Raw genomic sequence first — 23,540 nt, forward strand, 5'->3', positions numbered from 1 at the left:
AAGCAAAGCGGTACTTTACAGAACCCCTGAGCATAATTTCGTGATGAGGTTCACTTTGAATGAAACAAATTACATTATTTGTATTCACATTAGTGATTCACATCACACATAAAGGACGATCGGCCTGGTTTTTGTCCATTGCTCGCGTTTTTTGCCGACCAGATTTGTTACTAATCCTGGCTATAGTTATCACACTGCGCTAATGCTGGTTCGGAGAAAACCATGAAACAAAAGCAAACAACACATAACACACCGGGCGAAGGCTTCGCACCGGCGGCCTCCCCCGTTGCCTCTACCGTCGTTTCCACTCCGGAGGAAGCAATCCAGTGCGGGGAAACATCTATTCCAAGCCAGGGCGACAACATGCCTGCTTACCATGCCAGGCCTAAAAACGCCGACGGCCCGCTGCCGGTAGTTATCGTTATTCAGGAAATCTTTGGCGTACATGAACATATCCGTGATGTCTGCCGCCGTCTGGCCCTCGAAGGCTATCTGGCCATCGCCCCCGAACTTTATTTTCGCCAGGGCGAGCCGGGAGATTTCGCCGATATCCCCACGTTGCTAAGCGGCCTGGTCTTTAAAGTACCGGACAGCCAGGTGTTGGGCGATCTCGACCACGTAGCCAGCTGGGCTTCACGCAACGGCGGCGACGCCCACCGCCTGATGGTCACCGGCTTTTGCTGGGGCGGGCGCATAGCATGGCTGTACGCGGCGCATAACCCGCAGCTTAAAGCCGCAGTGGCCTGGTACGGCAAGCTGACTGGCGAGAAAACGATGAACTCTCCGCATCACCCGGTCGATATCGCCATCAATCTTAATGCGCCAGTTCTCGGACTTTATGGCGGCCAGGATACCGGCATTTCACAGGAGAGCGTTGAAAGCATGCGCCAGGCTTTACGCGCGGCCAATGCCAATGCTGAAATCATAGTTTACCCGGAAGCGGGTCATGCTTTTAATGCGGACTATCGCCCGAGCTATCATGAGGAGTCGGCGAAGGATGGCTGGGAGCGAATGCTGGCGTGGTTTAAGCGCTATGGGGTAAGGAAGTAAGAAACGGGGGCTAAATGCCCCCGCTTTGTTTTTTTGGATTATTCGTTACGCAGGTTCTGCGCCGCTTTCACCATATTAGCCAGCGCCGCGCGGGTTTCCGGCCAGCCGCGTGTTTTCAGGCCGCAGTCCGGGTTAACCCACAGGCGTTCGGAAGGAACAGACTCAGCCGCTTTCTTTAACAGGGCCTCGATCCATTCCACATCTGGCACGTTCGGGGAGTGGATGTCGTAAACGCCCGGCCCAATTTCGTTCGGGTATTCGAACTCTTTGAACGACTCCAGCAGATCCATATCTGAGCGCGAGGTTTCGATGGTGATAACGTCCGCATCCAGCGCCGCAATGGAGTCCATGATGTCGTTGAACTCGCAGTAGCACATGTGGGTGTGGATCTGGGTGTCATCGCGCACCACGGCGGCGTTCAGGCGGAAGGCCTCAACGCCCCACTCCAGATAAGCCTGCCAGTCCGACTGGCGCAGCGGTAAGCCTTCACGCAGGGCCGGTTCATCAATCTGAATGATGCCGATACCCGCTTCTTCGAGGTCAGCCACTTCGTCACGCAGCGCCAGCGCAATCTGCTTAGCGATAGTCTCGCGAGACACATCTTCACGCGGGAAAGACCAGCAGAGGATGGTTACAGGCCCGGTCAGCATGCCTTTAACCGGTTTGTCGGTCAGGGACTGCGCGTACTTAGCCCACTCAACGGTAATTGGCTCAGGGCGGCTGATATCGCCGATAACAACCGGCGGCTTAACGCAGCGGGAACCGTAGCTCTGTACCCAGCCGTTTTGGGTGAATACGAAACCATCCAGGTGCTCACCAAAGTATTCAACCATGTCGTTACGCTCGGCTTCGCCGTGTACCAGCACGTCCAGCCCCAGGCGTTCCTGCTCAATAATCGCCTGCTTAATGTGTTCGGCTATGCCGGTGCGATAGTTATTAGCGTCCAGATTCCCCTTCTTGAAGTCCAGGCGCAGGCCGCGAATTTCAGTGGTTTGCGGGAAGGAACCGATGGTCGTCGTTGGCCATGCCGGCAGGTTGAAGCGCGCGCGCTGGGCAGCGGCACGGGCGTTATAGCTGCTCTGACGCTGGCTATCCTGAGACGTTACCTGCGCCAGACGCTCGCCAACGGCGGCATTATGTACGCGTTTAGAATTACGGCGAGCCTGAATCGGCGCGCTCCACTCGGCAATTTTAGCTGTGTCGCCGCTGTTCAGAGCTTCGGTCAGAAGAGACAGTTCGGCACACTTTTGCAGGGCGAAGGCAAACCAGCTCTTCACTTCCGCGTCCAGGCGAGTCTCCACGCTCAGGTCGATTGGGCTGTGCAGCAGGGAGCAAGAAGAGGCCACCCACAGGTCACGCTTGCCCACCAGCGCTTTAAGCTGCGCATATTTCTCGGTCAGATCAGCTCGCCATACGTTACGACCGTTGATTACCCCGGCGGACAGCAGCCAGTCAGCAGGCAGCTTCTTGTGGATTTCGTTCACGTCGTCTTTACCGTGCACGAAGTCTACGTGCAGGCCCTGCACCGGCAGCGTGGTGATGGTGTTCAGGTTCGGGCCAACGCCTTCGAAGTAAGTAGTCAGCAGCAACTTAACTTGGCCGTTCAGCGCGTCATAGGCCGGTTTAAAGGCATCTAACCATGCCTGCGGCAGTTCAAGAACCAGCGCAGGTTCGTCAATTTGTACCCATTCAACGCCGCGTTTTGCCAGCTCGGCCAGCACCTTCTGGTACACCGGCAGGATATCTTTCAGCAGGCTGAGGCGATCAAACTGCTCGCCTTTCACTTTGCCAAGCCAGAGGTAAGTTACCGGCCCCAGCAGTACAGGCTTCACTTTATGGCCAAGCGCCAGCGCTTCATCCACTTCTTCCAGCAGTTGAGTCCAGGTCAGTCTGAACTGCTGGCCTTTGGTGAATTCCGGCACCATGTAGTGGTAGTTAGTGTTGAACCACTTGGTCATTTCAGCGGCGGCAGCCGGTTCACCGGTCGGTGCGCGGCCGCGGCCAATACGGAACAGGGTGTCGATATCTACGCTGCCATCTTTGCTCTGATGACGAGCCGGCACGTTACCGAGCAGCAGGCTGGTGGTCAGAACATGGTCGTACCAGGCGAAATCGCCCACCGGCAGCAGCTCAACGCCAGCCTGTTTTTGTTGGTCCCAGTGGCGGGCACGCAGTTCGCGGCCAACCGCCAGCAATTCTTCGCGGGAGGTATTGCCTGCCCAGTAGCTTTCTTGTGCTTTTTTCAGCTCGCGCTTGAGGCCGACGCGAGGGAACCCGAGGGTGTGGTTATGGATTGTCATGGTGTTTCCTCTATTCGGTTCGATGTATTTAGCCATCCAGATGTTTACACCGCTATAATCAGCAGGTACTGTATATTCCTCAAGCGCAATTTGTTCATGACGAAGTGAAGGACTTTCATGATCGAGATTAAACACCTGCGGACGCTGCAAGCGTTGCAAAACTGCGGCTCCCTCGCCGCCGCGGCTGCGGCCCTGCATCAGACTCAGTCTGCTCTATCTCACCAGTTCAGCGATCTGGAGCAGCGTCTCGGCTTCCGCCTGTTCGTTCGTAAAAGTCAGCCACTTCGTTTTACGCCTCAGGGCGAAATTCTGTTGCAACTTGCGGAGCAGGTGCTTCCGCAAATTGGCCGCGCCCTGCAGGCATGTAACGAGCCTCATCAAACGCGGCTGCGCATTGCGATTGAGTGCCACAGCTGTATTCAATGGCTGACTCCGGCGTTGGAAAATTTCCGTCTGCACTGGCCGCAGGTGGAAATGGACTTTAAATCAGGCGTCACTTTTGACCCGCAGCCAGCCCTGCAGCAAGGCGAGCTGGATATCGTATTAACCTCCGATATCCTGCCGCGCAGCGGGCTGCATTATTCGCCGATGTTTGATTTTGAAGTGCGCCTGGTTGTCGCCACTGACCATCCGCTGGCGCACAAAGCGAGTATTGAACCTGAAGATTTAACCAGCGAAACGCTGTTGATTTACCCGGTACAGCGTAGCCGCATGGACATCTGGCGTAACTTCCTCCAGCCGGCGGGCGTTAGCCCTTCGCTGAAAAGCGTAGATAACACGCTGCTGCTGATCCAGATGGTGTCGGCGCGGATGGGCATTGCCGCCCTACCGCACTGGGTGGTGGAGAGTTTTGAGCACCAGGGTTTGATAGTCACCAAAACCCTGGGCGAGGGATTATGGAGCCGACTGTATGCGGCAGTGCGCGACGGAGAGCAGCGCCAGCCGGTAACCGAGGCGTTTATTCGCTCGACGCGCCAGCATGCCTGCGACCACCTTCCGTTTGTGAAGAACGCGGAGCGACCCACCGGCGATGTACCCACAGCGAGGCCATTATCACCGTTCCCCCAATGATAAAGCTCGGCCAGTGCGGCTGCTCCTGCCAGATAGCAAGGTTGACCAGCAGCCCGGCCGGAACGTGCACGTTATTCATGATGCCGAGCGTACCGGCATCAACCTGAGTCGCGCCGTAGTTCCACATAAAGTAGCCCAGCCCGGAAGCCACCACGCCCAGCCAAACCAGAATCCCCCACTGTAGCGAAGTGGCAGGAAGCTTCTGCGGATTACCGAGGGTGAACCAGGCCACGACGGCGACAATAAATGCTCCGAGATAAAACCAGGAAAACGCGCAATGCTGCGGCATCGGGTGGGTTTCCATCAGGCGCTTATAGCCCACCATCCCGATAGCGAAGCAAATATTAGCCCCCTGCACCAGCAGCAGGCCAATCCAGAAGTGCTCGCTCACTTTGTCATAGCGAATAATCGCCGCACCAATCACCGCCAGCCCCGCGCTCAGAGCGTAGCCCCAGCGCAGCTTATTGCCGCTCAACAGATCGTAGATAAGCGTCACGTACAGCGGCGTCATCACCGTAAACAGCAGGAATTCGGAAACCGTCAGGTACATGTAGGCGCGGAAGCTGAAGAGGTACATTACGCCCAGTTGAAGCGCCCCCACCAGCATGTACAGCAGCAGCGTTTTTGGCCGGTAGCCCTTAAAGCGCAGGAACGGCAGGAACACCAGTGCCGCCAACCCAACGCGCATCAGCACGGAAAAGTAGCTATCTACATGCCCGGCAAGGTATTCGCCTATCAGGCTAAAAGAGAAGGCCCACAGAATTGTGGTGATGATAAGTAATGGCACGATGAGCAATCCGAAGCGAACGATATTGCGCCATTGTAACCAGTGGACAGCAGGCTGGCTTAACTATTTAGTTGACGAGTGGTCATTATTAAACCACCCGTCATTTTGCCCATTACTCGGCTTTCAGGAACAGTTTACGCAGATAGTGCGGCACCGCGTTATCCCCGTTGGTGCCGATAACCTCAAGCTCCGGCAGCAGGTCTTTGAGGCGCTGGTGGGCGTTGCCCATGATGCAGCCCTTTCCGGCCATGCTCAACATCTCGGCATCGTTCATCCCATCGCCGAAGGCAATACAGTCTTTCAGCCCAAAGCCCATCGCTTTAGACACCGCTTCCAGCGCATGGCCTTTGGAAACGCCGCCCGCCATCACTTCAAGGCAGGTGAGCGTAGAGAAGCTCACGTTTACACGGTCACCCCAGCGGGCGTTAATGGCTTGCTCAAGCGGCAGCAGCGCGTCGTGGTCGTCACAGGTGAAGAACACTTTGCTGACCCCGTCGGCTTCCAGCAGGCCAGGTTCAAACAGCGTGTAGCTAAATTTAGCTTCCTGGAAATATTTCATCTCTTCCGGACGATGGCGGTTCATAAACCACTCGTCGCCGCGGTAGACGTTGGTCACGATGTCAGGGCTGTTGTGCATCACGCCAAACAAGTCCTGAGCGATATCGTGGTCAAGGTCGTGAGAGAACACCAGATTGCCGTCGGTGTCGTGCACGCGAGCACCGTTGGAGGTGATCATGTAGGCCGAGATCTCAAGATTATCGCGGATTTGTGCCACATCAATGTGGTGGCGGCCGGTGGCAAAAACAAAGTTAACGCCTTCGGCTGTGAGCAGTTTTAATGTTTCTTTCGCATAAGCGGAGAGGAAATGGTCGGGAGACAGCAACGTGCCATCTAAATCGGATGCAACGACGTGGTACATAGGATTATTCAGCCTCTGGTGAGATATTTTCAATTAGTTATGCCGGTCGAAAAACTCGAGCACGGCAGACAGCGCTCTGGCGCGCATAGCGTCCTTTTCAAACAGGATCTCGTGATACGCACCTTCAATAACGTAAGGTGATTCCCCCTCACAGGGATGACCCGCCGCGGCCTTAATTTCGCAGAAACGCTGGTGCGCACGGTTGTCCACCACACGCTCCTCTTCTGCCTGGAGTAAAAAAATCGGCGTGGTGATGGCAGCGGCTCCTGCTAACACCTTTTCTCCGGCGAGTATTCCTTCTCGTACCCAGTGGAACGTTGGCCCCCCCACCCGCAATGCTGGCTCATCAGCATAAAAACGCAGGCTACGGCGGTAGCGCTCCTCACTGTGGGTCAGGACGTTAACGCTAAACGGCAGCGCACGCCAGCGACCTGTTCCTATTGCGTAGCCTTCCCGAATACGCGGGTGCCCTTCAGCCCAGTCAAGAATATGGCGAACCATCCACTCTGGCCAACGCAGCGTAATACCAAACATAGGCGCACAAAGCGCAACTGCGCTGAAGGCATCGGGGTTCTGCTGTAGCCAGAGGGCGGCAATCGCGCCGCCCATTGAGTGGGCCAGCATATAGCGTTTACGCCAGCTGCCCGGCGCAACTTCCTGCTGGTAAAAACGGTCAAAATCCTCAACGTAGTCGCTGAAGTTCACAACATGCCCGCGGTGGCTATCCGAAAGCAGTCGTCCGGATCGCCCCTGCCCGCGGTGGTCGATGATGAGAACATCGAAACCGCTGTGGAATAAGTCCCAGGCAAGCTCGGCGTATTTCACATAGCTTTCGATTCTGCCAGGGCAGACCACGATAACGCGATCGTGCTGTGGCGAAGTGAAACGGACGTAGCGCACAGGAATGTCATCAACGCCGGTGAATTCACGCTCTTCACGCCTGCGCCAGAATTCCGTAAGCGGGCCTGTCGCGAAAGCAGCAAATGCGTCTTCGCGTTCTAACCATCCATTTTTATGCTGAGACATAGGGGTCGGCATCAGGTATCTGTGGTTTTTTTGTGGCTCGTGGCACGCTTATCAACAATAGCGTATTGTGGCATAAAAGTGCGCATCCAGGGAGCTTAGCATGACCTTCGAGTGGTGGTTTACCTACCTGCTAACCACATTAATTCTTAGCCTTTCCCCCGGTTCCGGGGCCATTAACACCATGACGACCGCCATCAGCCACGGCTACCGCGGCACGGTGGCGTCTATTGCCGGGCTACAAGCCGGGCTGGCAACCCATATTGTGCTGGTTGGCATCGGCCTTGGTGCGCTCTTCTCCCGCTCTTTGCTGGCTTTTGAAGTCCTGAAATGGGCCGGTGCCGCCTATCTTATCTGGCTGGGCATTCAGCAATGGCGTGCCGCCGGGGCGCTAGACCTGAACACGCTGGCCACCAGCCAGCCGCGCAGCAGGCTGTTCAAACGAGCGGTGTTCGTCAACCTGACCAACCCCAAAAGCATCGTGTTTCTTGCCGCATTATTCCCACAGTTTATCGTACTGCATCAGCCACAGATGATGCAGTACGTGGTGCTGGGGGTAACAACGGTGGTTGTGGATGTGTTCGTGATGATTGGCTATGCGACCCTGGCAAAACGCATTGCCGGCTGGATAAAAGGGCCGCGCCAGATGAAAGCCCTGAACCGGGTATTTGGTTCGTTGTTTATGTTGATTGGCGCGCTGCTTGCCGGAGCGCGCCAGGCCTGATTATCGGGAGATTATCAGGTGGATACCAAACCCTGTGAACAACGCGCCCGCCATACCGTCGATCCATTTGGCGAGGCGCTGATAGCCGCGACGCATTTTCGGTAACGCGAACAGGCTCGCCACCAGGCTGAACCAGGCAAAGGTTTCAATCGCGATCAGCACAAACAGGCCCCAGCGTTCCGCGCTGCCCACATTGTCGCCCACGAACAGCGAGAACACGCTGCCGAAGTAAATAATCGCTTTCGGGTTAGCCAGGTTGGTCAGCAGCCCTTTAACAAAGCTCTTCCCGCCGCTCGCCAGCTCCACCGTCGGCGCTTCCTCGCTTTTGACCTCTTTCTTCAGCGCACCGCGCAGCATTTGATAGCCCATCCAGCACAGATACAGGCCGCCGCCGACCATAATGACGTTATGAAGCCACGCCATTTTTTCGAGGATCAGGTGCAGGCCAAGCAGCGCAACACCCGCCCAAACCATCACGCCAGCGGTAATGCCCATTACGCCCATCATCGCTTCTTTGCGGGAGCGGCTTACGGCAGTCTGGGAAACAAAGAAAAAGTCAGGGCCCGGGCTCATCAGGGCAACAATGTGCACCAGCGCCACGGTCAGGAATAGCATTAACATAGGAGATAGCTCGCGTGCAGATAATTCATAGAGTCAGTATCCTGCCACTTTTCCTGCGGGCAGGCTACTCTTCATCAACCCCGTCAACATGGTCGCGGATCATCGTCATAAACGGGCGACCAAAGCGCTCAAGTTTGCGGGTGCCCACGCCGTTAATCCCCAGCATTTCACCCGGAGAGAGCGGCATTTGCTCCGCCATTTCGATAAGCGTTGCATCGTTGAACACCACGTATGGCGGGATATTTTCTTCGTCGGCAATAGATTTTCGCAGTTTGCGCAGCTTGGCAAACAGTTTGCGGTCGTAGTTGCCGCCAAACACTTTCTGGCTGGCGCGCGGCTTGAGCACCACAACGCGCGGCACCGCCAGCATCAGCGGCTCTTCGCCACGCAGATAAGGGCGGGCGGCCTCCGTCAGCTGTAATGCCGAGTGCGCGGCGATGTTCTGCGTGACAACGCCAAGGTGGATCAGCTGGCGAATAACGCTCACCCAGTGCTCCGTCGTGTGGTCGCGGCCTTCGCCATAAACTTTCAGCTTGTCGTGGCCGAGGTCGCGAATACGCTGGTTATTGGAGCCGCGAAGCACTTCAACCACATAGCCCATACCAAACCGCTGGCCGACCCGGTAAATGCAGGACAGCGCTTTCTGGGCATCCATCAGCCCGTCGTAGCGACGCGGCGGGTCAAGGCAGATATCGCAGTTGCCGCAGGCCTGCTGGCGGCCTTCGCCGAAATAGTTGAGCAGCACCAGACGGCGGCAGGTTTGCGCTTCGGCAAAAGCGCCCATCGCGTTGAGCTTGTGGCGCTCAATGTCCTGGAGCGCCCCGGGGGCTTTCTCCTCCAGGCACTTACGCAGCCAGGCCATATCGGCAGGATCGTAAAACAGCATCGCTTCCGCAGGAAGACCATCTCGCCCGGCGCGCCCTGTTTCCTGGTAATAGGATTCGATGTTGCGCGGAATATCAAAGTGGGCAACAAAGCGCACGTTCGGCTTGTTGATGCCCATACCAAACGCGACGGTAGCCACCACGATTTGCAGATCGTCACGCTGAAACTTTTCCTGCACTTCGCCGCGGACCTGGTGCTCCAGCCCGGCATGGTAGGCTCCGGCGCTCACGCCCTTGCTTTGCAGACGGGCGGCAATGTCTTCCACTTTGGCACGGCTGTTGCAGTAAATAATGCCGGATTTGCCGCGCTGCTCCTGAATATAGCGAGTCAGCTGATCGAGAGGTTTGAATTTCTCCATCAGCATGTAGCGGATATTGGGCCGGTCAAAGCTGCTGATTTGGATGAGCGGATCGTTAAGGCCGAGCAGGCGCACAATATCCAGCCGGGTAGTATCGTCCGCCGTCGCGGTTAATGCGACAAAGGGCACGGCCGGGAGGCGCTCGCGAAGCTGACCAAGCGCGGCATACTCAGGGCGGAAGTCGTGCCCCCACTGGGAAATACAGTGCGCTTCGTCCACCGCCACCATCGAAAGCTGCCAGTTGCTGAGATGGTCAATAAAGTTGTCCATCATCAGGCGTTCGGGCGCGATATACAGCAGGCGAATTTGCCCGGTACGGCAGCCAGCCATCACTTCCTGCTGCTGCTCACGGCTTTGGGTCGAGTTGAGGCAGGCCGCCGCTACGCCGTTAGCCAGCAGCTGATCGACCTGGTCTTTCATCAGGGAAATAAGCGGAGAGACCACTACGGTAAGGGCGCCAAATACCAGAGCAGGTATTTGATAGCACAGCGATTTACCGCCGCCGGTCGGCATTACCACCAGGCAGTCACGCCCCTCCAGCACCGTATCGATGATGGTTTCCTGGCCCGGACGGAATTGCTGATACCCGAAGGTTTCCTGCAAAACCTGCCTTGCCAGCGACGCCTGATTGATTACTTCCGCCTGTGTCACGCTATCCCCACTACCTAAAATTCAGGCGCCATTTTCAGCGCCCGGAAAAGAAACTGCAATGCTTTAGAAAAGATCGTTAAGCATAACGCCTACGCCAACCCGTGTCTGGTTAAAGTTGTAGTCGATGAGCGATTCACCATAGCCGCTGTACACCTGAGTGTAGAAGCGAACGTGCTTCGTTATCGGGTAGCTAACGCCGAGTTCCGCGCCGCCGTAGCCGCTATTCCAGTTGTACTGCCCTTTCACGCTGAATACCGCATCGCCGAGCGCATAGCCAACTTTGAGCTGGTAATAACCCATGTATTTGGTGATATCCGGGTTGTCGTCAACGCTGCCCACAACGTACCAGGGCTTAACTTCTACCTGCCAGTCGCCGTTTTGCGCCATCAGGCGCGTATACAGGCGGTTCCAGCCGCGTGAAGTCGGGTCAGAGCGGCCATTTGAATCGTGGTTATAGCCAAATTCAACGTCGCGCAGCGTCCAGCCGGCGAAGCTCGCATCGGTAGCAAAGCCCAGGAACAGCTGCGGCTCATAGTTGGTTTCTCGAAACGGCGAGGACTCATTGCGGTTGGAAAGCTGCCACCAGGACTTCTGGGTATAAGAGGCTCCCAGCACCGAGTTATCTCCAAGAATGCCGCGCCACAGCGGGAATGCCAGGCTGAGCTGAAATTTCACCTCATCCTTACGGGCGTTGCTGGCCCAGTCATAGGAGCTAATGGCTTCTTTATTCAGGTCGCTGGTCCAGGTGTAGAGCAGGTAGTTCGTGTCGTACGGGTAAAGCGTAAAGGGGTTGTCATGCTCTTGCAGCAGGTTGGCAATAACGCTGCCGCGTACCGCTGGCTTGTCGTGAACTTTATCAATAGTGGCTTCTTGAGCAAAGGCGGAGAGCGGCAGCAGCGCGGCCATTCCCCATCCCAGAGATTTCAGCATTAGTCTCGTTCTCCATAACACAAGGTTTCAAAATATTAAGCGGCATTCATTCTACAGACTCAGGGTTTCCGCCCGATAGCTATCACTCTTAAAGTGGAAAGCAACAAATGAGAAGCATAAAATAAACACCCTGTTAACTTATTCATTATTTGTTCGAGGAATGAACCATGTCTTCCCCTCTGCTGACCACCGAAGAAGCGCTAAAGCTGGTGGGCGAAATTTTCGTTTACCACATGCCTTTTAATCGCGCCCTCGGCCTTGAACTGGAGCGCTACGAAAAGGCATTCGCCCAGCTTAGCTTTAATAACCAGCCGATGATGGTCGGGAACTGGGCGCAAAGCATTTTACACGGAGGCGTTATTGCTTCCGTGCTGGACGTGGCGGCCGGGCTGGTCTGCGTCGGCAGCACGCTCACCCGCCACGATACGATAACCGAAGACGAACTGCGCCAGCGCCTGTCCAAAATGGGCACCATCGATTTACGCGTCGATTATCTGCGCCCCGGCCGCGGAGAGCGTTTTACCGCCAGCAGCAGCTTGCTTCGCGCCGGTAATAAGGTCGCGGTCGCCAGGGTCGAGCTGCATAACCAGGACCAGGTCTACATTGCCAGCGCAACCGCAACCTACATGGTAGGGTGAGAAGATAAATCCTGTTACTATTTGCGCACTATTTTTTTGCTGAGCGTTTTTCATGGATCCGAAACAGACTCGTCAGGGAGTGATGCTTGCTCTGACTGCCTATTTTATCTGGGGCATCGCGCCGGTTTACTTCAAATTTATACACTACGTACCGGCCACCGAAATTCTTACCCACCGCGTTATCTGGTCATTCTTCTTTATGCTGGCCCTGATAAGCGTCTGCCGCCAGTGGCCGCAGGTGAAAAGAGCCTGCCAGAACCGCAAAAAAATATTCGCGCTGGCGCTGACTGCCGTGCTTATCGGCGGCAACTGGCTGCTGTATATCTGGGCGGTTAATAACCACCATATGCTGGAAGCCAGCCTCGGGTATTTTATTAACCCGCTGGTTAACGTTGTGCTGGGAATGTTGTTTTTAGCCGAGCGTTTTCGCCGTATGCAGTGGGTCGCCGTGCTGCTGGCGGTCTGCGGCGTGCTGGTACAGCTGTGGACCTTCGGCTCGCTGCCGGTAATCGGCCTTGGCTTAGCCTTTAGCTTTGCTTTCTACGGCCTTATCCGCAAAAAAATTGCCGTCGACGCGCAGACCGGGATGTTGTTCGAAACGCTCTGGCTGCTGCCGATTGCGGCGATTTATCTGTTTGGCATTGCCGATAGCGCCACCAGCCATATGGGGCTGAACCCGTGGTCTCTGAACATGATGCTTATCGCCGCAGGCGTTATCACAACCGTGCCGCTGCTGTGCTTCACCGCCGCCGCAACCCGCCTGCGCCTCTCAACGCTCGGTTTCTTCCAGTACCTGGGGCCAACGCTGATGTTCCTGCTGGCCGTGAGCTTCTACGATGAAGTTATCACCCAGGACAAAATGATAACCTTCGGCTTTATCTGGGCGGCGCTGGCGCTATTTATTGCCGATGCTATTTATACCCAACGGCGAACGAAATCCGGCCGTTAAGCCAGATACGAAAAAGGAGCCCTGCGGCTCCTTTTTTCTTACAACCAGTTCTTACGCTTAAAGTAGAGATACGGCGCTAAGCCCGCGAGCATCATAAAAATAATCGCGCCAGGGTAACCAAAGCTCCATTTCAGCTCGGGCATAAACTCGAAGTTCATCCCATAGCTGGAGGCCACAAGCGTTGGCGGCAGGAAGACGACGGAAACCACCGAGAAGATTTTGATAATGCGGTTCTGCTCGATGTTGATAAAGCCCATTGCCGCCTGCATCAGGAAGTTAACCTTCTGGAACAGCGATTCGTTATGCGGCAGCAGGGATTCGATATCTCGCAGGATCTCGCGAGCCTGTTCCAGTTGCCCCCCCGGCAGGCGGGCTTTACGCACCAGGAAGTTCAGCGCACGCTGGGTATCCATCAGGCACAGGCGCACCTTCCAGCCGATATCTTCCAGCTCGGCCAGGGTGGAAAGCGCGGCGTCGTATTCATCGCCCTGATGCCCTTCCATAATCACGCGGCTCAGCTGTTCGAGGTCGCTGTAGATGTTTTCTATTTCATCCGCCAACTGTTCGATTTTGGTTTCAAACAGGTCAAGCAGCAGCTCCCAGGCGTTGCCGTCCACCATCGACTGGTTGCGGGCGCGCATGCGGTAAAGGCGAAATGCGGGCAGTTCGCGCTCGCGCAGCGTATACAGGCGGCCTTCACGAATAGTAAAGGCTACCGTGCTGTTGCCCGCGTGGTCGTCCGCATCTTCAAAGAAGAAAAAGGAGTGGATGTGAAGCCCGTCTTCGTCTTCAAAGAAACGCGCGGAGGCTTCGATGTCTTCCAGCTCTGGTCGGGTTGCCAGGCTTTGGCCAAGTTCCGTTTGCACACGCTCTCGCTCGCTCTCTTCCGGCTCGACCAAGTCAACCCAGACCGAATTGGTCAGGTTATCGGTCTCGTCCAGCTCGAGGCGGGCAAGGCGATTATTTTCCAGTTGAAATGCGCTCAGCATGACCGGGACTCCCAATGCAAAAAAATATCAGGGACAATTCGGTTGGCACACAGACAGAAACGATAGAGGTTTCAGACCATTAAACAGTCTGACTCAAGGGGCGACGGGATATAAAATATATGAGGTCGCTGACAACCACGAAGGCTATCAGCACCGGAGGATAGCCTTAGAAGTTGTACCTGGATGACAGGTTATTGAGCCAGCATCTACTGGGTGTGTCCAAGGCGAGTGTCCTCTTAGCGTAATCGTGCGCGCATGTTACGCCACCGCTAATATGGCGTCAACACGCAACGGGACACGGCTGAATAAGTTCATACCAGTGACACATAAAGGGTAGCGCAAACTCAGATAATTGCGATTATTTTCTGTAACTTACACGGTTTCCAACCGGGCATAGGCGGCAACCAGCCACTTAATTCCCTGCCCCTGAAACGCCACCTGAAGGCGGCTGTGCTCGCCGCTACCTTCAAGGTTAACCACGGTGCCTTCGCCGAATTTAGGATGGCGCACGCGCTGCCCAAGACTAAAGCCTGAATCATTCTGCGCAACCGGCGTGCCCATACGCTGATGGCTTACCGGTCGGCTGATGCTGGCGCGCAGGCGAACTTCTTCAATGCAGTTTTCCGGCAGTTCCCCGATAAAACGTGAAGGCCGGTGATAGACCTCTTTACCGTACAGACGGCGGGTTTCGGCGTAGGTCAGGGTCAGTTTCTGCATCGCGCGGGTGACGCCCACGTAGGCCAGGCGACGCTCTTCTTCCAGGCGCCCGCCTTCGTCGAGCGACATCTGGCTCGGGAACATCCCTTCTTCCATCCCGACGATAAACACCTGCGGGAATTCGAGGCCTTTTGCCGAGTGAAGCGTCATCAGCTGCACCGCATCCTGCCAGGTGTCCGCCTGCCCTTCACCCGCTTCCAGCGCGGCGTGGGAGAGAAACGCCTGCAGCGGCATCAGATCTTCGTCTTCATCCTGATAGCTAAACTGGCGCGTAGCGGTGACCAGCTCCTCTAAGTTCTCAATACGGGTCTGGCCTTTCTCGCCTTTCTCCTGTTCGTACATCATGAACAGGCCGGAATCCTTAATCACGCGATCGGTCTGAACGTGCAGCGGCATGTCGGCAGTTTCATGCGCCAGAGCATCGATAAGCTCCATAAAGCGCTGGAGCGCCGAGGCCGCGCGCCCGGCTAGCGCTTTTTCCTGCAACAGCAGGCGACAGGCCTGCCACAGCGTTAGCTGCTGGTCGCGGGACGCCTGGCGCACGACGTCCAGGGTGCGGTCGCCGATGCCGCGGGTTGGCGTATTGACCACGCGCTCGAAGGCGGCATCGTCATTGCGGTTTGCCATCAGGCGCAGATAAGAAAGCGCGTCTTTGATTTCCTGGCGTTCGAAGAATCGCATGCCGCCGTAGATACGGTAAGGCATGCTGGCCTGAAGCAGCGCCTCTTCCAGCACACGCGACTGGGCGTTGCTGCGGTAAAGAATGGCGCATTTTTCCAGCACGCCGCCGTTTTCCTGCCAGGTCTTGATGCGGTTTACCACAAAACGCGCTTCATCCAGCTCGTTGAAGGCGCAATAGATAGAGATAGGTTCGCCGTCGCTACCGTCGGTCCACAACTCTTTCCCAAGGCGACCCGAGTTGTTGGCAATCAGGGCGTTGGCGGCGTTCAGAATGTTGTTCGTCGAGCGGTAGTTTTGCTCCAGACGAATAGTTTGTGCGCCGGGGAAGTCGTTAAGGAAGCGCTGAATATTTTCAACCTGAGCGCCGCGCCAGCCGTAGATAGACTGGTCATCATCGCCGACGATCATTACCTTGCCGGAATCCCCGGCCAGCAGGCGGATCCACGCGTACTGAATGTTGTTAGTATCCTGGAATTCGTCCACCAGGATATTGGTGAAGCGTTCGCGGTAGTGGTTCAAGATATGCGGTTTGTTCAGCCAAAGCTCGTGGGCACGCAGCAGCAGCTCGGCAAAATCCACCAGCCCGGCGCGATCGCACGCTTCCTGATAAGCCTGGTAAACCTTCTGCCAGGTTTGCTCCACCGGATTGCCGTAGCTTTCGACGTGGTGCGGGCGCAGGCCTTCGTCTTTTTTGCCGTTGATGTACCACATAGCCTGACGCGGTGGCCACTGCTTCTCGTCAAGGTTCATCGCCTTAATCAGGCGCTTGAGCAGGCGCAGCTGGTCTTCGCTATCGAGAATCTGGAAATCCTGCGGCAGGTTGGCATCCATATGGTGGGCGCGCAGCAGGCGGTGAGCCAGCCCGTGGAAGGTGCCAACCCACATGCCGCCCTGGCTGGTGCCCATCAATTGGCTAATACGATGGCGCATTTCCGCCGCCGCTTTGTTGGTAAAGGTCACCGCCATAATGGAATACGGTGAACAGTTTTCGACCGTCATCAACCACGCGATGCGGTGAACCAACACGCGAGTCTTACCACTGCCCGCCCCGGCCAGCACCAGCATATTGCTGCGCTTGGCGGCAACCGCTTCACGCTGTTTATCATTGAGGCTATCAAGCAGGTAAGAAACGTCCATTGGCACCGCCGTGTAAAGTGGTTAAAACTCGAATGATGACGAGTATTAACCACTGGTGATTTATACAGAATTATTGACGATTATATCAGCGCGCTCAGGGATGCCAACCGCGAAATCTCCAGATGGGGCAACAAACGGCTGTCATCTATCCGCATCAGGTCGCCTTCGCGCAGATTTATCCAGCATGCCTGCATGCCGCAGCGAACCGCGCCCGCCACGTCGGTCGTCAGGTCATCGCCAACGTGCAGAATTTGCTCCAGCGGCACGCCCAGCCTGCTCGCGGCCAGGTGATACATATCGCTGAACGGCTTGGCACGGCCATCCGGCCCGGCACGCAGAATGAATTTGAAGTATTTATCCAGCCCAAACAGGTGAGGCTCAGCATTGCCGTTGGTGATAGCCACCAGCGGCCATTTCGCGGCGAGCGCGGCCAGCGTGTCGTGGGTTTCCTGTGGGATATCAATCCGGCTGCGCCATTTGGCAAAGTTTTCCATCGCGGCGGCGGCACCGGCAAAAGCGTCTTCCGCACTTAGCCCGGCATCCAGCATGAGTTGTTCAACGGAACGGCGACGCCATTCCGTAACGTCATGATAAATTTCAGGCTCTTTCTTTAGCAATGCTTCACGCCTGCGGTAGAAGTCCGACGTGGTCAAAGCGCTAAGGTTTGGATGGTAATTCTGCACGAAAGTCAGCGATTCCTGCACGGTACGCAGGATAACCGGGCGGTTATCGTACAGCGTGTCGTCAAGATCGAAGGTCAGAGCGGCAATTTGCCCGAGCGGGCGGTAAAAATGCATTACGATTTCCCCCGTTTGGCGCGTGGATGCGCTGCATCATACACCGAGGCTAAATGTTGAAAGTCGAGATGGGTATAGATTTGCGTGGTAGAGAGGTTAGCGTGGCCCAGCAGCTCCTGAACCGCTCGCAAGTCACCGCTGGACTCCAGCATGTGCGTGGCGAACGAATGGCGCAGCTTATGAGGGTGTACATGGCTGCTTAGCCCCTGCTTGATGCCCCATTCGGCAAAACGCTTTTGCACATTACGGGCCGAGATCCTTTTCCCTGTTTTGGCGAGGAACAAAGCGTCATCGTCCGGGCCAAACAGCTCACGCAGATCGAGCCAGTGCTCAACCCAGGTTACGGCGCTGCGGCCAACGGGTACGCGGCGTTCTTTGCTGCCCTTGCCCATGACCCACACTTCACCGGTAGACAAGTCAATATGGCCGCAGTCCATGTTCACCAGCTCGGAAAGGCGCAGACCCGCACCGTACATCACTTCCAGCATCGCCCGGTCGCGTACCGCCAGGGGATCGTTGAGATCGATATCCAGCAGATGATTAACGTCATCCACTTCAATGTTTTTTGGCAGGTGTCGCCCGGCCTTCGGGGTGGTAATGCCTTTCGCCGGGTTGGCTTTTAGCTCGCCCTGGCTGACCATCCAGTCGAAAAAGCTGCGTAATGCAGAGAGCCTGAGCGCCAGGCTGGAAGCCTGAAGACCGGCTCTGCGGCTGCGTACCGCCAGCGAGCGAACCGTGGCGGCATCGCACTGCTGCCAGCTTTTCAGCTTCATCTCTTCGCCAAGGTGGACAATCGCCCCCAGCTGGCGCCGGTAGTTAAGCAGGGTGAGCGGGCTGAGCTGGCGCTCAACCTTCAAATAACGCAGGAAGCCATCAACATGGAGCTGTAGCGAGGAGTCCGTCATGCGCGTTCAATCCAGCGCTCCAGCAGGTCGGGCAGCATCAGCGCCAGTTCGTGCAACAGCTGTGTACCCTGACCCTGCTGATAATGCTGGGGATCACGACTGCTGAACAGCAGTACGCCAAGGTCACCTTCGTTGCCCATCAGCGACAGCGCTACCGAGCCAATAGCTTTCGCCTGCGGCAGCACCAGCAGCAGCTCCGGGCCGTTCAGCGGGCCAAGATAGTGCTGGCTTTCGCCGAGGCGCTGAATACGCAGCGGCTCAAACGCCTGCCGGTTTAGCGCCAGATGAGTAAAGTCGGACGGCGCACCGATACGCCAGCGGTCAGCAAAAAGCCGGATGTTCGCACCCGCCAGCCCCATTTCCCGCGCCCAGCGGTGCAGGCGATTAAGCATCTCCTGCAGGCTGGAGGCCGAAGCCAGACGCCCCTGAAGCTTCAACAGACGGTAGAACAAGCCTTCGTTAGCGCTTGCCTGCTCCATGAGCAGCGTCATGTTCTCTTCAAGGTGGTTAATGTGGTTACGGCTCCGGGCCATATGCCACTCCACCAGCGAAACGGTGCCGCGCACCGGGTGCGGCACCTGCATGCTCTCCACCTGGTGGGCGTTACGAATAAAGAAATCGGGGTTGCGCTGAAGGTACTCGGCAACCGCGAGATCGTTAAGTTCCAGAAGGGCTTCTTGCTGTTCCTCGGCGTTCTTCATAGATGTATAAATCCATCGTAGACATGGGCCGCCGGGCCGGTCATATACAGCGGTGAACCCGGCCCTTTCCAGGCGATATCAAGGCGGCCGCCGGGCAGCTCAACGCGCACCTGCTCCGCCAGTAAACCTTGCTGAATGCCAACCGCTACCGCACCGCAGGCTCCGCTGCCGCAGGCCTGAGTCTCACCGGCTCCGCGCTCATAAACGCGCAGCTTTACGTGCTCGCGGCTAACAACCTGCATAAAACCGATGTTGGCTCGTTCAGGAAAACGCTCATGGCTTTCCATCACAGGCCCCAGAGTTTCCACCGCTGCGGTTTCTATATCGTCGACCTGAATCACACAGTGGGGATTACCCATCGAGACCACGCCGCACATAATGGTTTGCTCGGCGGCACGCATAATATAGGTCTTTTCCGCTTTGTTTGCCCGGAACGGAACCTGAGAAGGCTCGAAGTTTGGTTCGCCCATATTGACGCGCACCATCTCATCTTCCGTCACGGTGAGCACCATGCGGCCATTCGCGGTGCTGACGCGAATTTCTCGCTTATTGGTCAGCCCCTTGAGACGCACAAAACGGGCAAAGCAGCGCGCGCCGTTGCCGCACTGGGAGACTTCGCTGCCGTCTGCGTTGAAGATCCGGTAATGAAAGTCGAGATCGGGATCGTACGGCGGTTCGACGATCAATAGCTGATCGAAGCCTACGCCGAGATGACGATCCGCCAGACGCCGGATCAGTTCCGGAGAGAAATAGATATTCTGCGTTACCGCGTCCACGACCATAAAGTCATTACCAAGGCCATGCATTTTAGAGAACTGCATCTTCTGCTCCATTAGCGCGGTGACAAAGCACGGTTTAGCTAGTAAATAACCTGAGTCGGCCCATTATCCGTACCACGGCTGTTACGGGATGGCGTCGTCTGGATTGTCTGTTCAGGGGTTGCGCTATGGGTCGTCGGCTTGGCTTTGGTATCCGCCGGCGGGAAGTAAAGAGGCCCCTTCAGGCCGCAGCCGGTAAGGCTTGCAAGCATCAGCGCCAGAGCAAGAGGGCAGAAAATCTTCTTCATTATGGGGTTGCCTGTGATTCACTATTCTGCCGTCTATCATCGCAGGTGAACCCTGAAAAGCAATACTCTCGTTGCCCATTACCGCTGAAAATCGTCACCTGCCAAACCAGGCAAGAAAATAATCTCTGGTTTACCCTGATTAAGGGGCATCTTCGATTGCCGCCCCGCAGCTGCTCGGAACGAACGCTTGTTGTCTTTTAATGAGGTGACATAGATGAAACGGATCGGCATAACGGGTTTGGAACGTGAAGCAGTGCAGATTTTAATTGAACAGGCGGCCCCCGGCAGGTTTACCACACAGCTGGTCAGCGATATGGAAGCGGCAAATTCGGTCAAGCGTGGCGATCTCCATTATACCATCGGCGCTTTTCACTCCGGGATTGGCCCGGCTCTGGCCGTTGCAGTCGCCGTTTTGGGTTCAGAGAAATGCTGCACAATCTCCAGCCCGGACTCACCGGCCAGAGAGCAGCAAATTGCGCGCTGGGTGCGGGATGGAAAGGTCGCATTTGGCATTTCCATCGAGAATGCTTCCCGCGCCATCCCCCTGCTGGTTCACTATCTCGATGATGCCTGAAGCAGAGTTTCTTAATATCCCCGATGCTTTTATACTGCCCTGAAATACCAACAGGAAGCAGACATGAACGACAGCGAATTTCATCTATTAGCCGATGACCTGTGGCGCACCATTGAAGAACGTCTCGATGACTGGGACGGCGACAGCGACATTGATTGCGAAATCAACGGCGGGGTGCTGACCATCAGCTTCGAAAACGGCAGCAAAATTATCATCAACCGTCAGGAGCCGCTGCATCAGGTGTGGCTGGCAACCAAAAGCGGCGGCTACCATTTCAACCTCAAAGGTGATGAGTGGATTTGCGACCGCAGCGGCGCTGAATTCTGGCAGTTAATGGAAGAAGCAAGTTCCCAACAGGCGGGTGAAGCCGTTAGCTTCCGCTAATTACTGCTGATACTGCTGCAGCAGCGGCGCTGAGTTGTCGTCCTGATTAACCGGCGCGGCTGTTGCTATCGACTGGGTGCGGAACGGAATGACCTGCATCCGGCCATCGACCTTCACGATTTGATAGAACTGCGGCAGGTTGAAGTTGATAAAGCTTGAGCCGTAGGTAAAGCGGTCGTGGGATGACGAATAGAAGCGGCTAACGTCGCGCACCAGCTCCTCTTTGCTCCCCTCGCAGTGGTGGTAAACCTCCGCCCGGTTGCTTTCGTCCAGAATATAGATATTGAAGCCCTGATCTTCACCAGCCTCTTCGAAGAAGAACTGAATAATCCCTTCGCTGGCAAAACCGTCTACCACGGCGGGTAGCTGAACCTGATTAGTGCCAACCTGAACGGACAGGCCGTGCAACTTGTTGTGCGAGATAGCGCCATAAAATTCGACGGCGTTTTCCAGTTTCTGAACCGAAACATTCAGGCGTTCGAAGAACAGGCCCCATGTCTGGCCGGAAACGCGTAGCGCCTTAAAGCGGCCGGGTTCCTGGCGGGTGCTGGAAAGGCGGAATTCAATACACTCGGAGACCAGTTGCTGAACGCGAGTGCGGATAAGTCCGCGCAGATGCTGGCTATAGCAGAACACTTCAACGCTATCCGGCGGCGCGGCGTCCTGGTGCATTTTGCCCAGAATAGTCTTCAGCGCCTCGATCATCGCCTGCTCGCCGTTAAAGTGCAGGGTACGCACTTCATTCCAGGAGTTGCGGTACAGCAGGTCCACGCTGCCTATCAGGCATTGCTGCTGCTCACCGAAGCTGAACACATCCAGCTTGCGGAAATCAAAATGAACCACCTGATTGCGGAAGGCAGCCGTCGGGTCATATTCAAGGTTGACGATTATCGCCAGATGGCGAATTTCGCACGGGCTGTAGAGCGCTTTTGGCGTTGGGGCCGGAAGACGCAGCGGGAAGTGATGTGAAACATCCGCCACCATCTCCTGCAGCTTCGGTAAATCACAAATGCCGTTGCCCTTAATAAACAGGCGAGTGCGTGAGGTCAGCAGGCCGTTAAAGTAGGCCCATGCCACCAGCTTATTAAGATAACGGTTATATTCCAGCGGTTGATGGCTGACGATGGAATCCATGTTCGGCGCGCGGTTGTACAGATACCAGCCGGAGCGGTTTGCGCGGCCCAGCGGCACATGGATAAAGGTCAGATTTGGCTCGGAGAGATCGGGCGAGATCTGCGGGTTAACCAGCGTGACTTTCCCCGGAAGCGCTTCAAAAGCCGCATACAGCTTACGCGTAAGCACGCCGATATCCTGCGGGCTGGCGGAAACGCTCAGATTATTACGGCGCGCAAAGCGAATCAGGTTGCGATAGCTTTGCATCATCGCGTCGAGCAGCTCGTTATGCGCTTCGCGCACCTGGTCGATTTTCCAGTTGGCGCGGTTATCCAGCATGGCGAGGCGAGCCTCGTCCCAGCCCCAGCCTTTCACCAGTTGGGTCAGCACTTCTCTGCGCCAGCCGACGCAGGCGCGTTCCCGCGACAGTTTTTCGCAGACTTTCAGATAGAAGCAGCGGCGTACGAGATCAAGGCGCGCGTTGTCCTCAATTTGCGTGAGGTAGTCGGTCACGCGTTCCAGCATCATGCAGTATGGATCGAGGCCAAACGAGACAATTTCGCCATCGTGCAGGCGCTGCTTGATATCTTTTGCCAGCAGGCGCGTATTCGGATATTCCCAGGAGTAGGCTTCCAGCAGCAGCGTTTTAAGCACCGCTTTGTAAGGCGAGTCGATACTTTTATAGAGCTGCCACAGGCTGGCACCAAAGTATTCCTCGGCGGAGAGCGAGCTCAACCCTCCGAGATCCAGCCATTCGTTCGGCGTCAGTACGCCCTGGGCATAAAGCGTCATGACGTAATCGTCGTAATGCTCTTCTTCATCGCCCGGGACCATGTTCCAGAGAATACGTTTCCCGGCGAGGCGAACCGCGGTGCGGTAAAACTCATCCAGCAGCAGGATGTGCTGAGTGGAGCCGCAGTCTTCGCCGCCCAGGCTGCCGCTTTCATTGTGGCGGAAGCGGTTTTCGTCAATCAGGAAGAAGCTAACCTCGACGCCAAGCGATGCGGCCCAGCTTTCAAGCAGGCTGCATTTGCGCTGCAACAGCTGACGTTCGTCGTTATCGAGCCAGGACTGGTGGCATACCCAGATATCGAGGTCGGATGAACAGCTCTGCCCCACGGAGGAGGTGCTGCCCATAGAATAGAGGCCGGTAATCGGCAGTTCGCCCGTGGCCGACTCCTGCCGCGGCATTCCGCGCTGCAGTTCGAGTTCGTCCAGGTAGTGGCGCTGGGTTTCATCAGGCGTGTAAATGCAGATGCCCCGGGGAACGTTACCGTCAAGGTAACCCGGCATCAGCGGGTGATGATAATGTAATAACGTTGGCAGTAGACTGTAGACCTGTTGGAAAGCAGGCCCCATGGCAGCAAGCGCGCGATCTACGCGCAGTTGGTTGATGGCATCCAGTCTCTGTTTAAGTGTCTCAATATAGAGGTACAAGACATATCGCCTGATGGTTTCAGTATTACGAAAAAACCCGTTTCGTGGTTTGTTGTCCCCGTGATTATAAACGATCGGGACAGCAATTGCTGGAAACGTGATCAATTTAACACCTTGCCTGTTGACCGTAAAG

The 23,540-nt window shown here is 56.1% G+C and carries 23 protein-coding genes; 7 read left to right on the forward strand and 16 right to left on the reverse strand.

Translation table 11 applies throughout. The annotated features are described in order from the left end of the window. Positions 1–222: 222 nt before the first annotated feature. Positions 223–1,050 (forward strand): dienelactone hydrolase family protein, encoded by an 828-nt coding sequence (locus ACG1VR_RS21970; RefSeq protein ID WP_395489792.1) that lies wholly within the window; start codon positions 223–225, stop codon positions 1,048–1,050. Between the two features lie 38 nt (positions 1,051–1,088). Here the strand turns inward: ACG1VR_RS21970 and metE are convergent, their stop codons facing one another. After that, positions 1,089–3,350 carry a 5-methyltetrahydropteroyltriglutamate--homocysteine S-methyltransferase gene (gene metE / locus ACG1VR_RS21975; protein WP_395489793.1) on the reverse strand — a complete coding sequence of 754 codons (2,262 nt, stop codon included), beginning with the start codon at positions 3,348–3,350 and terminating at the stop codon, positions 1,089–1,091. Positions 3,351–3,467: 117 nt separating this feature from the next. On the opposite strand from metE, the gene metR reads away from it, so the two are divergent. After that, the gene (gene metR, locus ACG1VR_RS21980) at positions 3,468–4,421 is read left to right on the forward strand and encodes an HTH-type transcriptional regulator MetR (protein ID WP_395489794.1); all 954 of its coding nucleotides are present in this window, start codon (positions 3,468–3,470) and stop codon (positions 4,419–4,421) included. On the opposite strand, the gene ACG1VR_RS21985 is transcribed toward metR, so the two are convergent. The 3 genes from ACG1VR_RS21985 to pldB form a co-directional block, all read right to left on the reverse strand. Further along, complete coding sequence (locus tag ACG1VR_RS21985; protein ID WP_172568617.1) at positions 4,309–5,208, reverse strand: carboxylate/amino acid/amine transporter; 900 nt, start codon at positions 5,206–5,208, stop codon at positions 4,309–4,311. The genes metR and ACG1VR_RS21985 overlap by 113 nt on opposite strands. Positions 5,209–5,320: 112 nt before the next feature. Next, entirely contained in the window at positions 5,321–6,127 is an 807-nt protein-coding gene (gene yigL, locus ACG1VR_RS21990) for a sugar/pyridoxal phosphate phosphatase YigL (RefSeq protein ID WP_016539006.1), read from the reverse strand. Positions 6,128–6,160: 33 nt separating this feature from the next. After that, entirely contained in the window at positions 6,161–7,153 is a 993-nt protein-coding gene (pldB, locus tag ACG1VR_RS21995; protein ID WP_016539005.1) for a lysophospholipase L2, read from the reverse strand. Positions 7,154–7,253: 100 nt separating this feature from the next. Here pldB and rhtB point away from each other — a divergent pair, with 100 nt between their 5' ends. Beyond that, entirely contained in the window at positions 7,254–7,874 is a 621-nt protein-coding gene (rhtB, locus tag ACG1VR_RS22000; protein WP_395489795.1) for a homoserine/homoserine lactone efflux protein, read from the forward strand. On the opposite strand, the gene rhtC is transcribed toward rhtB, so the two are convergent. From rhtC to pldA, 3 genes are all read right to left on the reverse strand, one after another. After that, positions 7,875–8,495, reverse strand: coding sequence for a threonine export protein RhtC (rhtC, locus tag ACG1VR_RS22005; RefSeq protein ID WP_016539003.1), 621 nt, complete (start codon positions 8,493–8,495; stop codon positions 7,875–7,877). A 64-nt stretch (positions 8,496–8,559) separates the two neighbouring features. Beyond that, on the reverse strand, positions 8,560–10,389 hold the full coding sequence (recQ, locus tag ACG1VR_RS22010; RefSeq protein WP_395489796.1) for an ATP-dependent DNA helicase RecQ: 1,830 nt from the start codon (positions 10,387–10,389) through the stop codon (positions 8,560–8,562). Between the two features lie 63 nt (positions 10,390–10,452). Next, the gene (pldA, locus tag ACG1VR_RS22015; RefSeq protein WP_016539001.1) at positions 10,453–11,319 is read right to left on the reverse strand and encodes a phospholipase A; all 867 of its coding nucleotides are present in this window, start codon (positions 11,317–11,319) and stop codon (positions 10,453–10,455) included. Positions 11,320–11,486: 167 nt separating this feature from the next. On the opposite strand from pldA, the gene yigI reads away from it, so the two are divergent. Both yigI and rarD read left to right on the forward strand, forming a co-directional pair. Beyond that, entirely contained in the window at positions 11,487–11,957 is a 471-nt protein-coding gene (gene yigI / locus ACG1VR_RS22020) for an acyl-CoA thioesterase YigI (protein WP_016539000.1), read from the forward strand. A gap of 52 nt (positions 11,958–12,009) precedes the next feature. Beyond that, positions 12,010–12,906, forward strand: a complete 897-nt coding sequence (gene rarD, locus ACG1VR_RS22025; protein WP_395489797.1) for an EamA family transporter RarD — start codon at positions 12,010–12,012, stop codon at positions 12,904–12,906. Between the two features lie 38 nt (positions 12,907–12,944). On the opposite strand, the gene corA is transcribed toward rarD, so the two are convergent. The 8 genes from corA to ACG1VR_RS22065 form a co-directional block, all read right to left on the reverse strand. Beyond that, on the reverse strand, positions 12,945–13,895 hold the full coding sequence (gene corA / locus ACG1VR_RS22030) for a magnesium/cobalt transporter CorA (protein ID WP_016538998.1): 951 nt from the start codon (positions 13,893–13,895) through the stop codon (positions 12,945–12,947). Between the two features lie 166 nt (positions 13,896–14,061). Then, on the reverse strand, positions 14,062–14,118 hold the full coding sequence (gene ysgD, locus ACG1VR_RS22035) for a YsgD/CorL family protein (protein ID WP_353591484.1): 57 nt from the start codon (positions 14,116–14,118) through the stop codon (positions 14,062–14,064). Positions 14,119–14,267: 149 nt separating this feature from the next. Next, positions 14,268–16,430, reverse strand: coding sequence for a DNA helicase II (uvrD, locus tag ACG1VR_RS22040; RefSeq protein WP_016538997.1), 2,163 nt, complete (start codon positions 16,428–16,430; stop codon positions 14,268–14,270). A gap of 80 nt (positions 16,431–16,510) precedes the next feature. Next, positions 16,511–17,227: a 5-amino-6-(5-phospho-D-ribitylamino)uracil phosphatase YigB gene (gene yigB, locus ACG1VR_RS22045; RefSeq protein WP_395489798.1), complete on the reverse strand. Its 717-nt coding sequence runs from the start codon at positions 17,225–17,227 to the stop codon at positions 16,511–16,513. Then, positions 17,227–18,132 carry a tyrosine recombinase XerC gene (xerC, locus tag ACG1VR_RS22050; protein ID WP_172568620.1) on the reverse strand — a complete coding sequence of 302 codons (906 nt, stop codon included), beginning with the start codon at positions 18,130–18,132 and terminating at the stop codon, positions 17,227–17,229. The genes yigB and xerC overlap by 1 nt, the downstream gene beginning before the upstream one ends. Beyond that, positions 18,129–18,833 carry a DUF484 domain-containing protein gene (locus ACG1VR_RS22055; RefSeq protein ID WP_016538994.1) on the reverse strand — a complete coding sequence of 235 codons (705 nt, stop codon included), beginning with the start codon at positions 18,831–18,833 and terminating at the stop codon, positions 18,129–18,131. Before ACG1VR_RS22055 ends, xerC begins: the two co-directional genes overlap by 4 nt. Further along, positions 18,830–19,654, reverse strand: coding sequence for a diaminopimelate epimerase (gene dapF / locus ACG1VR_RS22060; protein ID WP_039899050.1), 825 nt, complete (start codon positions 19,652–19,654; stop codon positions 18,830–18,832). Before dapF ends, ACG1VR_RS22055 begins: the two co-directional genes overlap by 4 nt. Positions 19,655–19,692: 38 nt before the next feature. Continuing rightward, positions 19,693–19,899, reverse strand: coding sequence for a lipoprotein (locus ACG1VR_RS22065; protein WP_016538992.1), 207 nt, complete (start codon positions 19,897–19,899; stop codon positions 19,693–19,695). A gap of 214 nt (positions 19,900–20,113) precedes the next feature. Between ACG1VR_RS22065 and ACG1VR_RS22070 the strand changes: the two genes are divergently transcribed. Beyond that, on the forward strand, positions 20,114–20,473 hold the full coding sequence (locus ACG1VR_RS22070; protein WP_016538990.1) for a DUF2620 family protein: 360 nt from the start codon (positions 20,114–20,116) through the stop codon (positions 20,471–20,473). A gap of 63 nt (positions 20,474–20,536) precedes the next feature. After that, the gene (gene cyaY, locus ACG1VR_RS22075; RefSeq protein WP_016538989.1) at positions 20,537–20,857 is read left to right on the forward strand and encodes an iron donor protein CyaY; all 321 of its coding nucleotides are present in this window, start codon (positions 20,537–20,539) and stop codon (positions 20,855–20,857) included. Here the strand turns inward: cyaY and cyaA are convergent, their stop codons facing one another. Continuing rightward, entirely contained in the window at positions 20,858–23,407 is a 2,550-nt protein-coding gene (cyaA, locus tag ACG1VR_RS22080; RefSeq protein ID WP_395489799.1) for a class I adenylate cyclase, read from the reverse strand. Between the last annotated feature and the right edge of the window lie 133 nt (positions 23,408–23,540).

This window comes from Cedecea davisae, from assembly GCF_044095835.1.
Lineage (GTDB): Bacteria > Pseudomonadota > Gammaproteobacteria > Enterobacterales > Enterobacteriaceae > Cedecea > Cedecea davisae.